13 protein-coding genes and 1 tRNA gene are annotated in these 14,857 nt (G+C 62.9%); 3 read left to right on the top strand and 11 right to left on the bottom strand.

From position 1 onward, the window contains the following. Nucleotides 1-1,056, top strand: a 1,056-nt coding sequence (guaA, locus tag ACK4TE_RS00005; RefSeq protein WP_409909403.1) for a glutamine-hydrolyzing GMP synthase, incomplete at its 5' end; no start/stop codon positions are given. Nucleotides 1,057-1,090: 34 nt separating this feature from the next. Here the strand turns inward: guaA and ACK4TE_RS00010 are convergent. The 10 genes from ACK4TE_RS00010 to ACK4TE_RS00055 form a co-directional block, all read right to left on the bottom strand. Beyond that, nucleotides 1,091-2,494, bottom strand: coding sequence for an efflux transporter outer membrane subunit (locus ACK4TE_RS00010; protein WP_409909404.1), 1,404 nt, complete (start codon nt 2,492-2,494; stop codon nt 1,091-1,093). After that, a complete protein-coding gene (locus ACK4TE_RS00015) occupies nt 2,487-3,716 on the bottom strand; it encodes an ABC transporter permease (RefSeq protein ID WP_409909405.1) in 1,230 nt (409 codons plus the stop codon). Before ACK4TE_RS00015 ends, ACK4TE_RS00010 begins: the two co-directional genes overlap by 8 nt. Beyond that, on the bottom strand, nt 3,713-4,447 hold the full coding sequence (locus tag ACK4TE_RS00020; RefSeq protein ID WP_409909406.1) for an ABC transporter ATP-binding protein: 735 nt from the start codon (nt 4,445-4,447) through the stop codon (nt 3,713-3,715). The genes ACK4TE_RS00015 and ACK4TE_RS00020 overlap by 4 nt, the downstream gene beginning before the upstream one ends. Further along, nucleotides 4,434-5,915 carry an efflux RND transporter periplasmic adaptor subunit gene (locus tag ACK4TE_RS00025; protein ID WP_409909407.1) on the bottom strand — a complete coding sequence of 494 codons (1,482 nt, stop codon included), beginning with the start codon at nt 5,913-5,915 and terminating at the stop codon, nt 4,434-4,436. The genes ACK4TE_RS00020 and ACK4TE_RS00025 overlap by 14 nt, the downstream gene beginning before the upstream one ends. 418 nt (nt 5,916-6,333) lie before the next feature. Next, nucleotides 6,334-7,137, bottom strand: coding sequence for an MBL fold metallo-hydrolase (locus ACK4TE_RS00030; RefSeq protein WP_409909408.1), 804 nt, complete (start codon nt 7,135-7,137; stop codon nt 6,334-6,336). Beyond that, nucleotides 7,134-7,910, bottom strand: coding sequence for a TatD family hydrolase (locus tag ACK4TE_RS00035; protein ID WP_409909409.1), 777 nt, complete (start codon nt 7,908-7,910; stop codon nt 7,134-7,136). Before ACK4TE_RS00035 ends, ACK4TE_RS00030 begins: the two co-directional genes overlap by 4 nt. A gap of 11 nt (nt 7,911-7,921) precedes the next feature. Then, nucleotides 7,922-8,857 (bottom strand): DNA polymerase III subunit delta', encoded by a 936-nt coding sequence (locus ACK4TE_RS00040; protein ID WP_409909410.1) that lies wholly within the window; start codon nt 8,855-8,857, stop codon nt 7,922-7,924. Next, a complete protein-coding gene (gene tmk / locus ACK4TE_RS00045) occupies nt 8,854-9,510 on the bottom strand; it encodes a dTMP kinase (RefSeq protein WP_409909411.1) in 657 nt (218 codons plus the stop codon). Before tmk ends, ACK4TE_RS00040 begins: the two co-directional genes overlap by 4 nt. Next, entirely contained in the window at nt 9,503-10,660 is a 1,158-nt protein-coding gene (locus tag ACK4TE_RS00050) for a D-alanyl-D-alanine carboxypeptidase family protein (protein WP_409909412.1), read from the bottom strand. Before ACK4TE_RS00050 ends, tmk begins: the two co-directional genes overlap by 8 nt. Nucleotides 10,661-10,777: 117 nt before the next feature. Continuing rightward, on the bottom strand, nt 10,778-11,968 hold the full coding sequence (locus ACK4TE_RS00055) for an RlpA-like double-psi beta-barrel domain-containing protein (RefSeq protein ID WP_409909413.1): 1,191 nt from the start codon (nt 11,966-11,968) through the stop codon (nt 10,778-10,780). A gap of 221 nt (nt 11,969-12,189) precedes the next feature. On the opposite strand from ACK4TE_RS00055, the gene ACK4TE_RS00060 reads away from it, so the two are divergent. Further along, nucleotides 12,190-12,279, top strand: a tRNA-Ser gene (locus ACK4TE_RS00060). 9 nt (nt 12,280-12,288) lie between these two features. On the opposite strand, the gene ACK4TE_RS00065 is transcribed toward ACK4TE_RS00060, so the two are convergent. Next, complete coding sequence (locus tag ACK4TE_RS00065; RefSeq protein WP_409909414.1) at nt 12,289-12,864, bottom strand: TMEM165/GDT1 family protein; 576 nt, start codon at nt 12,862-12,864, stop codon at nt 12,289-12,291. Nucleotides 12,865-13,327: 463 nt separating this feature from the next. Between ACK4TE_RS00065 and ACK4TE_RS00070 the strand changes: the two genes are divergently transcribed. Beyond that, nucleotides 13,328-14,854 (top strand): PfaD family polyunsaturated fatty acid/polyketide biosynthesis protein, encoded by a 1,527-nt coding sequence (locus ACK4TE_RS00070; RefSeq protein ID WP_409909415.1) that lies wholly within the window; start codon nt 13,328-13,330, stop codon nt 14,852-14,854. The last annotated feature ends 3 nt before the right edge of the window (nt 14,855-14,857 follow it).

The raw sequence follows: 14,857 nt of genomic DNA on the forward strand, positions 1-14,857 counted from the left end.
TTCTACGGCACGCAGTTCCACCCCGAAGTCGTGCACACGACGCATGGCGCGCGCCTGTTGCGCAACTTCATTCACGGGGTTGCCGGCTTCACCGGTGACTGGACGATGGCGGCCTACAAGGCGGAAGCCATTGCGAAGATCCGCGCGCAGGTCGGCAAGGGCCGCGTGATCTGCGGCCTCTCCGGCGGCGTCGATTCTTCTGTGGCGGCTGTGCTGATCCACGAAGCAATCGGCGACCAGCTGACCTGCGTCTATGTTGACCATGGCCTGATGCGCGCAGGCGAGAGCGAACAGGTCGTCGGCCTGTTCCGGGAGCACTACAACATCCCGCTCGTGCATGTGGATGCGTCCGAGCTGTTCCTCGGCAAACTCGCAGGCGTTTCCGACCCCGAGAAGAAGCGCAAGATCATCGGCGGGCTGTTCATCGATGTGTTCGATGAGGAGGCGAAGAAACTCGGCGGTGCGGACTTCCTAGCGCAGGGTACGCTTTATCCGGACGTGATCGAAAGCGTATCGGTCAGCGGCGGTCCGAGCATGACCATCAAGAGCCACCACAATGTGGGCGGTCTTCCAGCGCGCATGAAAATGAAGCTGGTCGAGCCGCTGCGCGAACTGTTCAAGGACGAGGTGCGCGCATTGGGCCGCGAGCTGGGCTTGCTGGACGCTTTCGTTGGCCGCCATCCGTTCCCTGGGCCTGGCCTTGCCATCCGTATCCCTGGCGAGATCACGCGCGAGAAAGCCGACACACTGCGCAAGGCTGATGCCATCTATATCGACGAGATCAGGAAGGCCGGGCTCTATGACGAGATCTGGCAGGCGTTCAGCGTCCTGCTGCCGGTGAACACCGTCGGCGTGATGGGCGATGTACGCACCTACGAAGCTGTGCTGGCGCTGCGCGCTGTGACGAGCGTCGACGGCATGACCGCTGATTATTATCCCTACGACCACGCCTTCCTCGGCCGCGTTGCGACGCGCATCATCAACGAGGTGAAGGGCGTGAACCGGGTCGTCTACGACATCACATCGAAGCCGCCGGGCACGATCGAGTGGGAGTAAGCAGGGCAGGGGAGCCCCTACCCCGCTTTTCGCGTCACTCTGCGACCGGCGTGCCGCCGAGCGCCATATAGAGCGCAATCCGCGCTTCGATCTGCTGGCGCTCGAGGCTGATCAGGCTGCGGTCTGCACTGAAGCTGCGCTGGCGGAATGTCAGCACGTCCAGCAGATCAATCGCGCCTTCCTTGTACTGCACCTCAGCGAGCCGCAGTGTTTCGCGCGCGGCCTCTGCGCTCGTCTCGATGTACGGCGTACGGGCCTTCAGCGTGTCGATGGCCTGCAGGGATGATTCCACATCGAAGTATGCGTTCAGCACGGTCTGCCCGTAATTCGCAACGGCCTGGCGCTGGCTCGCAGTGGCGGCATCCAGACGCGCCCGGCTGAGACCACCATCGAACAGCGAGGTGGCGAGACGTGCACCGAGCGAGTAAGCCATGTTCGCCGGATCGATGATGTCGCCGATATCCAGCGTACCGCTGTTGAGCCCCGCGCTGAGCGACAAAGATGGCCAGCGGGCCGTTTCGGCAGAGCGTTTCGCGGCAAAGGCGGCGAGTGCGCCATACTCTGATGACAGAACATCCGGGCGCTGCTGAAGCAGGCTCTCGTGTGTGCCGGCATGGAGAACGTCTACATGGTCCGGCAGGTCTGCCGCAATCTCCATACGGCCATCGGGATAGCGGCCGAGCAGCATCTGCAAGGCCATGATCGTTGCCGTTTCATTGGCGCGGGCGACTTCCAGATTGTCGCGTGCGGAGGCGACATCGGATTCCGAGAGCACCAGCTCGCGGCGCGAGGCCGCGCCAAGGTCGTAGCGCGCGCGCACGATGCGCAGCGTCTCTTCCTGCGCGTTCAGCGTGGCTTCTGTGAGCCCTGTGATACGCCGCGCTTCAATCGCGCCTATATAGGACCGCGCTACGCTCGCAGCGAGCGCGTCGCGCGCACTACGGTACACGCTGTGCGCGCTGAGAAGGTCGAACTGAGTAGCCAGCAGGTCTGCTCGGATGTCGCCCCAGAGGTCGGCCTCCCAGCTTGCGGAGAGACCCGCCAAATAGGATTCTGAGAAGCTACCGTCTTCCAGAGGTGCGCCGCCGTTCGCCCCGAAGCTTGCGCCGAGCGAAGGAAGGCGGCTGGCCTGCGCCTGACGCAGGAAAGCCTGCGCGCGGTTCACGCTCTCCGCGCTGGCGCGCAGCGAGGGCGAATTGCGCATCGCCTCTTCGATCAGCGCGTTTAGAGCCGTGTCCGGTATCAGCTCGCTCCAGGCGGACACGACTGCAGCGTCTTCCTTCGGGCCGAACGTCCAGGCTTCGGGCGCGCTGATGCGTGCCGCTTCGGAGGTGATGGCGGGGCGCGCATCGGCGATGACGGATTGTTGCGTCACGCAGGCAGCGGACGATCCGGCGAGCGCGATCAGCGGCAGGGCGCGCAGGAAGTTTCTAGTCATGGCGAAGCGCCTCGATGGGGTTCAGCTGGGCAGCCCTGCGGGCCGGAAAATATCCGAAGAAGATACCGACAAGCACAGAGGCGCCGATGGAGATGGCGGCAATGGGCGGCGAGACACTTACGGGGAACTCTCCGAGTTTTGCGGCAAGTTCTGCGACACCGATGCCGAGCAGTGATCCGATCACGCCGCCGATAAAACAGAGGCCCAGCGACTCAATGAGGAACTGGCCAAGGATGTCCTGCTTTCGCGCGCCAATCGCCATACGCAGACCGATCTCGCGTGTGCGCTCGGTGACCGAAACGAGCATGATGTTCATCACGCCCACACCGCCCACGATGAGAGATACGGCCGCGGTGAACGCCAGGAGGATACTGAAGGTCGCCTGCGTGCTGGAGCGCGCACGGATGAAGTCTGCGATGTTGAAGACACGGAAATTGTCTTCCTGACCGGCGCGCAGCTTGCGCAGGACGCGCATACGCTCTTCCAGCTGCTCCTGCGCGCTTGCCATGTCGTAGCCTGGCACGACGCCGACTTCGATATTCGAGACGTAGTTTGGTGTCGTGGAACTGCCGCCGAGGATGCGATTGCGGGCGGTGCTGAGCGGCACGATGACCGTGTCGTCGCGGTCGCCGCCGAAGTTTGACTGGCCTTTGGATTCCAGCACTCCAACGATGGTGACCGGCACATTGTTGAGGCGGACCTGCTGATTGACCGCGCTAGTACCGGAGAAGAGGTTGTCGGCGATGGTCTTGCCGATGACGGCGAGCGCGGCGCCGGAACTGATCTCCGCTTCGTCCAGCAGCCGGCCCTCGGCGGCGCGTAGGTCCTGCGTGATGAAATGGTCCGCGTTGACACCCTGTATGGACGTTGACCAGTTCTGCTGGCCGGCAACGACGGTGCCCGATCCACCGATGCGTGCGGCGATGGCGACAGCGTAGGGCTCGCTGCGCAGGGCGCGCACTATGTCATCGGTGAAGGGCATGTCGGACGCGGCGCCGCCGGAGCGCCCGCCGCGCTGACTGGAGCCCGGCCGGATGTTGAGATTGTTCGCGCCGAGCGCTGCGATCTGCTGGTCGACCTGGCGCGCTGCGCCTTCACCGATCGCCATCATCGCCATGACAGACGCCACGCCGATCATAATGCCAAGCATCGTCAGGAAGCTGCGCAGAGGGTTGGCGAACAGCGCCTCGATGGCAGACTGGAAGGCGACGCCGGCTTTCATGCGCTGCTCCGTTCGTCGCGCTCGATCTCGCCGTCACGGAAATAGATGCGGCGTGAGGCATAGGCGGCGACGTCTGCTTCGTGAGTGACGAGGATGACGGTAATGCCCTGCGCGCTGAGATCGGTGAGGAGTTGCATGATCTCGGTCGTGGTCTTGCTGTCGAGGGCGCCGGTCGGTTCGTCGGCAAGGACGATGGAAGGTGAGCCGGCGAGCGCTCGGGCGATAGCGACGCGCTGCTGCTGGCCGCCGGAGAGCTGCATTGGGCGGTGATCCATACGGTCGCCGAGGCCGACGAGCTTCAGGCACTCCGCGGCGCGCGCCTCGATATCCGGCACCGGCTGACGCGCGTAGCGCAGCGGGAGTTTGACATTGGTGAGCGCGCTGGCGCGGCTGAGCAGGTTGAACTGCTGGAAGACGAAGCCGATGCTCTCATTGCGCAGGTCGGCCAGCTCGTCGGATTTCATGCCTGCGAGATCGCGGCCCTCGATCAGCAGCGATCCGCTAGTGGGCACGTCGAGCGCGCCGATGAGATTCATCATCGTGGACTTGCCGGAACCCGACGGGCCCATGATCGCCGTCATCTCGCCGCGCCGGAATTCGACCGACACGTTGCGCAGCGCATGCACTTCCTGGCTGCCCATGCGGTAGACCTTGCTGACATTGCAGCAGGCAATCAGCGGCGTGTCGCATCCTGCCGACGCAGCGGCGCTGCGTTCGTCAATTCGAAGCATTGGCGGCCTGCACGCGTGTCACAAACACATCGCCGACTTTAGCCCCACGCACGATCTCGGCATACGCCCCGTCCTGCAGCCCGACGACCAGCTGGCGTTTCTCAAGCTGCCCATCCGGCCGCTGCACATATGCATCCACACGCGTCGTCGCCTGCCTCTGGCTGCTCGCCGCTTTCACCTGTGCGAGTTCTTCAGGCGTCAGGTGTTCACGCAGAACCTTCTCGAATGTGCCTTGCATACGCTGGCGCATGGCGCTGCGATCCATCTGCGCCATGTCGCCCATCGCCTGGCGCGCGGTAGTCATTTCCTTTTCGAGCGCGGCCTGAATCTTGGCCTTGCGGTCTGCAGGAACGCCGATGCTGTCCAGCATTTCGAGGCCGGGGCCGCCGCGGCCGCCTTGCGGGGCGCCGCCCGGGCCGCTCACACCGGGCGTCTCTGGGGCCTCCACAACTGCCGGACCGCTGTTTGTCGGGCGGAAACGCAACGCGGCATCTTCGATGCGCATCACACCTTCGCGCTTGTCAGCCGTAATTTCGACATTAGCCGTCATACCGGGCAGCAGCGTGCCGTTCCGGTTCTCCGCGGCGATGACAACCGTATAGGTCACAACGTTTTGCAGCGTTTCGGCGACGAGGCGAACCTGTTCGACCGTGCCGGTGAAAGTCTGGTCCGGATAGGCGTCAACACGAAACGTGGCTGTATCGCCGGCACCAATGCCGCCGATATCGGCTTCAACCACGGCTGCATCGATGCGGATGTCCTCGAGGTCCTTGGCGATCGTGAACAGCACTGGCGCTGAGAAGCTCGCGGCGACGGTCTGGCCGACATCGACATTGCGCGAGATCACGACGCCCTTGATTGGCGAGCGGATGATCGTTCGCTCAAGATCGACTTCTGCAGAGCGCAGAGATGCCATTCTCTGAGACAGTGATGCATTGGCGCTCTTCAGCTGGGCGCGGCTGACTTCAAGATTGGCGCGGGCAACAGCCAGGGCGCGCTCATTGTCCTCCAGCGTGGACCGGGCGACGGCATCGACCTCGTATAGCGCCTTCTGGCGGGCATAATTCTTCTCGGCTTGCGCGAAGGTCGCTTCTGCGGACGCGATGTTTGCCTGCTGGACCGCCAGCGAAGCGCGCGCACTCTGTACGTCAGCGCTGGCGGATTCGACGCGGGATTCGAAGGTTTGTGGGTCAATGCGGGCGATGACCTGACCGGCTTCGACTTCCGTGTTGAAGTCTGCGAGCAGTTCCGTGATCTGGCCCGAGACCTGCGAGCCGACCTCCACGGTCGTCAGGGCGCGCACGGACCCGGAGGCGGAGACGATCCGGGAGACGTCACCTGTCTGCACCGCTGCTGTGGAAATCTCGAATTTGCCAGTCGCTGCATGTGAACCGCCGCGCAGGAAGACGAACCAGACCAGGATTGCGCCCAATACAGCGCCGGCAGCGTAAATCAGGTTGCGGTTCATGCGGTGTCGCAGGCCTTCTTGGATCTTGCGCGTCAGAGCGGGTGGCTTTGGTGATAAAACGTCTCACGCGAATGTATCCGTCGAAGCCAGCTGCACTTCCTGAAGAAGAAAGCAGGGGCGTCTCAGCGGGGAAGGGGTGGCTAATGATTCCTGAATGGGCATCTGAAGGCTGAGTTCCGGATCGGCTCCAGGCTCAAGGCGCAGCAACGCCAGACGCTGTCTCGACAAAGGCGCACAGAGGATACGGTCGCAACTAAGGCATTGTTTTGACGTGGTATATCTATTGTTCGCATAATCAATATTATGGGAAGTCAGAAATTACCCTAGATTACGCGGACGGGTAGATGACCAGCGCTTGCAGCTACGTGTCAGGCGTCCACTCGACTTTCCGCCCTCACCTGCCGCGCTGATTCGCTCTTCAGATCGAGAAACCAATCTCCATGCCGTCATATGCGGGTTCGACGCCCTCAGGCAATTCCCGCACGAGTGTCCTATAGTCCATGTCGACGTGCAGATTGGTAAGGATTGCCCGGCGCGGTTTGAGTGTCTCGATCCAGGACAGCGTGAGCTCGAGGTGTGCATGCGATGGGTGCGGTGTGTAGCGCAGCGCATCTATGACCAGCGTATCGAGCCCCCTGAGCGCATCGAGACTGCGATCCGGCAGTCCGTTCACGTCATTGCAGTAAGCGATGTCGCCTATGCGAAACCCCATGCAGCGGATACGGCCGTGCTCCATGTCGACCGGGAGGAATTCCACAGGTCCGCCGGCGCCGGTGATCTCGAACCGCTCGAACGGATGAAACGCCGGCTGCGGCGCCAGGATTGGCGGATAGCCGCCTGCTCCATGGAAAATATAATGAAACCGGCTCTCCAGACGCGCCTGAGTCTCCGGATCGAACCAGACCGGGATTTGTGCACGCCGCCGGATCGCGAGCGCACGGACATCGTCGATGCCGTGCGCCTGGTCGGCATGATCATGGGTGTAAACAACCGCGTCGAGATAGGTTACATTTATGGCTAGCAGCTGTTCGCGCAGGTCCGGAGAGGTGTCGATCAGGATGCGCGTGATATCGCCTGCCTCATTCCGGCGCTCCACCAGCGCGCTGCAGCGCAGGCGGCGGTTTTTCGGTTCGGCCGGATCGCAGGCGCCCCAGTCTCCCCCGACGCGGGGCACGCCGCCCGAAGATCCGGTGCCAAGCAGGATCAGCCGCGCATTGGTCATGCTGCACCTGTCTTTGAAAAGAGCGTGATGGCGTTCGCGGTCGTGATCTCCTTTACGCGCTCCGCATCCGTTTCCTTGAGCTGCGCGAGCGCTTCGGCAACGTGCGCCAGATAGGCCGGCTCGTTGCGCCGGCCGCGCACCGGAACGGGCGCGAGATAGGGGCAATCGGTCTCGAGGATCAGCCGGTCAAGCGGTACATCTGCGATAACAGAGCGTACATCCTTCGCGCTCTTGAAGGAGAGAATGCCGGAGACAGAAACATAAGCGCCGAGTTTGAGAGCGCGCTGGCAGAGATCGGCGCCGCCGGTATAGCAGTGCAGAAGCGGTTGGAAGGGGCCGCGCGCGAACTCCTCCTCCAGGATGTCTGCCATCAGGTCGTCTGCTTCGCGAATGTGCAGGATCAACGGCAGGCCGGTTTCCCGCGCGGCGGTGATATGTTCGCGCAGGCTACGCACCTGATCGTCAACCGGGCTGTAGCCGTAATGGAAGTCGAGCCCCGTCTCGCCGATGGCAACCACTTTCGGATGCGCCGCTTCCGCGATCAGGGCTTCGGCCATCAGGCCGGTGAAGTCCTTGGCGTGATGCGGGTGGACGCCGACACTGCACCAGATATCGGGATGCGCCTCGGCAATGGTGCACACGGCGGGAAAATTGTCATAGCGGTCGCAGATGGCAAGGAAGCGCTTCACGCCGGCGGCGCGGGCACGGTCCAGCACCTCTGGAAGGTCATCGGCGAAAGCTTCGCCGTGCAGGTTTACATGCGTATCGAACATCCGCCCGGCCTTTAGACGGCCTGAGCCAGTTCATAAAGGCCCGCCACCAGTTTGGAGGCGACCTGGGCGGTATCCATGTTCAGCCGCTCAGTGTCACCTGCGAGCCGCGCCTGTTTCAGCCAGAGGCGCGCGGCGGCCGGATTGGTTTCGGCGCGTTCGGCGAGCCAGTCGAAGATTTCCGTCTGGAAGGCTTCGAGCGCCGCATCGTCAACCGCAGCTGCGGACAGGGCTGGCAATGCCAGCTTATCGGGAATGTTCGGGAGGGCGCGGAGCAGGCTCCGGGCGGCATCGGAAGCGGCGAGGGCGGTTTGCGTCGACAGGCGCATGCCCCTTCCCGGCCGCCCCTGTGCGAGGCGCGCGGCTGCTGCGGGTGCGCCAGCTGCATCGAGCGCCTTCTGACAATCCTCGTCCGAGAGCGCCGCGAGCCTGAGCACCCTGCACCGCGAGCGGATCGTCGGCAGAATGGGCAGGCGTCCATGATTGATCAGGAACAGGACGCTTTTCGGCGGTGGCTCTTCAAGCGTTTTCAGGAGGGCATTTGCGCCGTTGCGATTGGTCTCGTCGATGGCGTCGATGATGCCGACTCGCCAGCCTCCGAGCGCGGGCTTCTTCGTGAAGAACTGTGTCAGGCTGCGGATCTGGTCGACCGAGATATCCTGCGTAAGCTTGCCCTTGTCGTTCAGCTCACGCTTCACATACTGGGTGTCCGGATGACTGCCCGCGGAGAAGGCGCGCCAGACGGGGTCATCCGCCGTGAAATCCACAGACGCTGAATTTACCCCTCGCCCGCCCAGCAGATAAACCGCGAGCCGGGTTGCCAGCCGGGCCTTGCCGATGCCTTCCGGACCTTCGATCAGCCAGGCGTGATGCAGACGCGCCTGGCCAAACGCCTCAACGAAGCTGCGCTCCGCGTCTGCATGTCCGAACAGCGGCAACGCGGCGCTCATGCGCTCGCCCCGGCGCGCTTCATCAGGGCAGTGATGTGGATCCAGGCAGCATCTGCGACCTCTGCCGGGCTTCGGCTTGCATCGATCAGCTTACAGCGATCCGGTTCTTTGCGCGCGAGATCCGCGAAGGCATGGCGCACGGCTTGGTGGAAGTCCGGCCCGCGCTGCTCAAACACGTCGGGCGCGAGATTGCGCGCGGCGCGGCGTTGAAGCGTGACGCTCACCGGCGCATCGAGGATCAGTGTTAGGTCAGGTCGCGTATTGGCGACGACATGCGTTTCGAAGCGCAGAAGGATGTTTTCGGCGACGGCGCCTGAAACGCCCTGATAGACACGGGTGGAATCCGCAAAGCGGTCGCAGATCACCCATTTGCCCTGCGCCAGCGCCGGGCGGATCAGCCCGTCGAGATGTTCACTTCGTGCTGCGTTCATCAGCAACGCTTCGGCCAGCGGTGAAAACGCCTTGCCGCCTGGCGGTGTCAGGACCAGCGCGCGAATGGCTTCGGCCTTCGCCGTGCCGCCGGGTTCGCGAGTCAAAACGGCGTCGATTCCCTGCTCCGCCAGCCGCTCGCGCAAGGCGGCCTGGAGCGTGGACTTGCCCGTCCCCTCGCCGCCTTCAAGCGTGATGAACCGGCCGCGCGGGCTGTTACTCATCCCCGCCTTTCTTCATGAATGTGCCGATGCCTTCGATGGCCATACCGACAAAGCCGAGCTTCTTGACATCAGCTTCGGCGATAACCGGTGCCGATACAGGCGTCTGCCCCTCCAGCGTGACGACAAACTGGCCGACCACATCACCTTTCTTGACCGGCGCGCGAACGGTCTTGTCGAGCACGAGTTCAGCAGTCGCTTTTGAGAATGCCGCCTTGTGGCCGACAACCTTGATGGGTTCTGCCAGCGAAACAGGAACGGTGCGCTGTTCGCCCAGCCAGACATTCACTTCCGGCAGGTCTACCGTGTCCGGGCCAATGTTCCTCAGGTCGAAGCTCTGGATTGCCACCCGCATCAGGCGCTCGGCTTCCTGAGCGCGCGCTGCCATGGTCGGCAGACCATTGATGACAATCGTGCGGCGCACGCCGTCGCGAACCGCCGATGCGGTCAGTCCGTATCCGGAAGATTCAAGGTGGCCTGTTTTCAGGCCATCTGCACCTGCGACTTCAAGAAGCGGATTGCGGTTCGCCTGCGTGTATTCCCGCCAGGTATAGGACGGCAGCGAGTACCACGGATAATACTGCGGATACTTGTCGATCGTCATCTTCGCGATCTTAGCCAGATCAATAGCCGAGACGACATGTCCCTCGCCCTCAAGCCCTGTCGTGTTGACGAAATTCACCGAGGACAATCCCATTTCATGGGCCATCTGCGTCATGCGTGCAGCAAAGGCCGGCTCGGATCCCGAAATGCCTTCGGCCAGCACGATGCAGGCATCATTGCCGGACATGGTGATTACGCCGTGCAGCAATTCCTCGACCGTCGGCGTATCCTTCGGCTTCAGGCCCATCGTCGAGGTGCCGGACGGAAACCCGCCGCGGCGCCAGGCGTCTTCGCTGACCGTGAACTTGTCCGTCAGGGAGATTTCGCCGCGTTCGATCAGCTCGAACACGACCAGCGCCGTCATCATCTTGGTCATCGATGCTGGTATCATCGGTTCGTCACCGCGTTTCGAATACAGTATCTGGCCCGTGTCATGGTCCATGATCACCGCGTACTGGGCCGGCGTATCGATCAGCTGCGCTGCCGCTGGCATCGCCGCTGCCAGCCCGAGTGCCACACCTGCCGAAATGATCCCGCGCAAGACTTTCACGAATTCCGTCTCCCTGCTTCTACAGCGGCCGCACCACGAAGCGCGGCCCTCTTCCCCGGATATCCGGGAAAAAGGGCCGGTTTGTGGTCAGCGTCAATGGGGTGTCTGCGGGGCATTCTACTCCGCAGACACAACCCGTCCGTTGCCCTTGCCTTCTGCATCGAGGCGGTCACGGAGCTTTTGTGCTGACAAGCGGTCATCGAACGGGCCGACGCGGACTCGGAAATAGTCGGCGCCATTGACGCGGGCCGGCACAATTTCGGCTGGCAGGCTCGCCCGCAGGTCGCGGTAAAGCGCATCGGCATTGCTCATTTCCGAGAAGGACGCGACCTGGACATAGACATTGCCCTTCGCGGCAGATTTCGGGGCAACATCCCAGTCAGAGGGCGGTTCCGGCCAGATCACGTCGGCGCGTTTGACCGGTGCCGGGAAGGGTTTGGTCCCTGCCCCGCCCGCCAGTTCGTCGCCGCCCAGCAGTTCGTCTTCCGGCACATGACTTTTCACAACCGGGGCAACCTTGGCGCTCGCCTGAACAACGACCGGCTTCGGTGCCTGGGATTGGGGTTTCGGCGCCGCAGGCTGAAGCTCCGCCGGCCCCAGATATTCAAACATCAGGCTCGCCTGCTCCGACACGCCAAAGCCGAGGGCTGTTGCCGCGCCGCGCGATACCTGGAAGTCAGCGCCGTCTTCGAACGGCCCGCGGTCATTGACACGCACCACAACCTGACGGCCCGTCGCCGGGTTCGTCACCTTGGCATAGCTTGGCAGCGGCAGGCTGGGATGCGCGGCGGACAACTCTGCCTGGCTGAAAATTTCGCCATTGGCCGTCGGCAGGCCGGCAAACTCGTCGCCGTAAACAATAGCAATACCCGTCTCGGCAAAGTCAGACGCAGTTTTCGGAATCGGTTTCGGCTCCGGTTTGGAGACGATGACGGGCTGCAGCGATACAGCCTCCACCACTGGCTCACGGACTGGCGAACTCAGGCGCGCCGCGGCGGCCTGGGCATCGAACGGCCCTTGCGGCACTTCTGTGGTTGCCGGAGAAAACGGAACGGCGGGCGCCTGCTGGCTCACTTGGACAGGTGCCTGCCCCGGATACCGGAATTCGATCCGCTGTTTCGACTTGTCGACCGGCGCGGTCGGGGTCGAGACCTGGGCCATTGCCGGAGCTGCAGTCGGCGAAGACGTCTTGTAGACGATCTGCACGCCCTGACGCGGGCCGGCGGCGGCAGGCATCGCTACAGCGCCCAGGACGCAAATCGAGGCAGCAAGGGTTAGGGCAAGCTTAGGGGCAAACTTCGACGGCATGGGCCGCAATTCTCCTCATTCTGAGAACCCGGCGCGCCCATGTGCGGGCCTGACCGGTGGCCTTCTGGCCGGTTCAGGAGCGTGTTTACCATGCAGGCGTCGCCACCCGGTCAATCCGAACTGAAAGTCCGGACGGCCTCGTTAAGACGCCATTTACCCTTGAGGCGCCGCGCGTGGGGGCTTGCCTTGCGCATCGCCTTCCCACAAACAGCGCGGGCTGCGGAGGAGTGGCAGAGTGGTTTAATGCGGCGGTCTTGAAAACCGTTGAAGGTTCACGCCTTCCGGGGGTTCGAATCCCTCCTCCTCCGCCAGTTATCTGATCAGACGCCCACCCACCCCGCAGTCTGGGCGAGAAACCATACGCCGATCACCAGAAACAGTCCTGCTGCGATCCAGCGGACGACCTTGAGCGGCACCCGTTTCAGTAACTCGTGACCCAGGAAAACCGCCGGCACGTTCGCCAGCATCATGCCCAGCGTTGTGCCCATCGTGACCATGATGACGTCGTGGAAACGTGCCCCCAATGCCACGGTAGCGAGCTGGGTCTTGTCGCCCATCTCTACAAGGAAAAATGCAATCACAGTTGTCACGAAAGCCCCGAAGCGCGCGTGATTATGTTCCTCATCATCCAGTCTGTCCGGAATGAGCGTCCACGCCGCCATCGCTATGAAGGAAATGGCGATCAGGTAACGGAACCAGTCGCCTTCAAGTATGGACGCGACCTGCGCCCCGACGAGGGCAGCGAGGAAATGATTGGCCAGCGTTGCAACGAGTATCCCCGCGACAATGGCGAGCGGTTTGCCGAACCGCGCCGCAAGCACAATCGCCAGCAGCTGTGTCTTGTCGCCGATTTCAGCGAGCGCGACCACGGCAGTGGACGTAAGAAGGGCATCCATGAAACAAAAACTCCGGGGCCGAGAGGTGTTGGCGATCCAACGGACATCACGCCACCGTCCGACCCGGAACGGCAACACGACGCCATTGGTCTCGTCCAGACGGCCAGGCCGTCCTTCCGTGCCACGGCCTCTCGACCGAATATGTTGACACGAAATCCTGCCCGGACAGGCAGAGGGCTACTCCCCAGATGACATGGCCGTCTTAGCGAGCGCGGCTGCGTGCTGCAAGTTGCCATCTGCCTGACACCTGCGGGCAGGTATGGTGTCCTGAAATTAAGCAACTTTGCGGTGATAACCATGGTATTACCATTTGGGGTTGTTGCCCTCAAACTGTCCGCCTATGGTCGTCTCGGGAATCGGGTATTTTCCTTGAGCCTTTGAGGTTGTCGCTTTTAGATAGGTGCAGCTGACGGGCTTCAGAACGGGGCCGGGCCAGAAGGGCAAGCAACGCGTGCCGGAGAGTTTGAAGCGAGCGGTAGAATCGCCGCGCGAGGTAGTTTGGCTGGCCTTCAGGGCGGGCGAAGCGCCGCGCATTTTGGCTGTCGGCGGAGAGCACCCTGGGGGCGACGGTGTGTTCGCGCTGCCGCCAATTTACCCGGAATGGCTCGGCGACCGCGCCTTCCTGTCGGCGCACGGCGCGCGCTTTCCATATGTTGTCGGCGAGATGGCGCGCGGCATCGCCACTCCGCGAATGGTGATTGAAGCGGTCCGCGCGGAATGCCTCGGCTTCTACGGCAGCGCAGGCTTGCCGCTGGATGAAATCCGCAGAGGCATCGGCGAGATCCGCGCGGCCCTGACACCGGACCAGGTCAGCTGGGGCGCAAACCTCATCCACTCCCCGCAGGAACCAGGACAGGAAGCAGCGGTCGTCGATCTCTTCCTGAAGGAAGGGGTGCGCCGGGTTTCGGCATCCGCCTTCATGCGCCTGACACCCGACGTCGTGCGCTACACGGCGCTCGGGCTTGAGAGGCACGCAGATGGCCGCATCCAGCGCCGCAACCATGTTTTTGCAAAGGTCTCGCGCGCCGAAGTGGCGGAACCCTTCATGTCGCCGCCGCCGGAAAAAATGCTCCGTGAGCTTGTGGCGGCAGGCAGGATTACCGCTGACCAGGCTGACCTTGCTGCGAAGGTTTCCGTTGCCGCGGAGATTACCGCAGAATCCGATTCCGGCGGCCACACCGACAATCGCCCGGCCGCTGTGCTGTACACCTCGCTGAGCGCGGCGCGCACTAGGGCCGCCGCGCGGCACGGACTGAATGAAAACGATATCCGCATTGGTCTGGCAGGAGGCCTGGCCACGCCCGCTTCGGTCGCGGCGGCATTCCAGCTGGGCGCGGCTTATGTGCTTACCGGATCGGTCAATCAGTGTACGGTAGAATCCGGTCTCTCGGAAGCGGGCCGCAAGCTGCTCGCCAAAGCCGGTCCCGCTGATGTCGCGATGGCGCCCGCAGCGGATATGTTCGAACAGGGCGTCGAAGTTCAGGTGCTAAAACGCGGCACCTTGTTCGCCATGCGTGGCAAAAAACTTCATGGCTACTACCGGAGCGGCGCGAGTTACGAGACCTTGTCCGAGAGTGACCGGAAATGGGTTGACGACGTTCTTGGCGAACCGTTCGAGACCGCATGGTCCGCAACCCGTGGTTACATCCAGAAGGTCAACCCTGCCGAAGCTGCACGCGCAGAAACGGATGGCAACAAACGCCTTGCGCTGGTCGCCCGCCGCTATCTCTTTCAGGGCGCACAATGGGCGCGTGAGGGCAATCCGAAGCGCACCGCCGACTACCAGATCTGGTGCGGCCCGGCGATGGGGGCATTCAATGAATGGGTCGCCGGCACGCCGCTTGAGCCGCATGATGCCCGAAAGGTCCGCCAGATCGCCCTCAACCTGCTGGAAGGCGCGGCGCGCTTCTCCCGCGCAGGCCAGCTTCGCGCGTCGGGAATTCCGGTTCCCGCGCAACTTTTTTCCTTTGCCCCGCGTATATTCAGTTAGCAG

This window comes from Hyphomonas sp., from assembly GCF_046313975.1.
Lineage (GTDB): Bacteria > Pseudomonadota > Alphaproteobacteria > Caulobacterales > Hyphomonadaceae > Hyphomonas.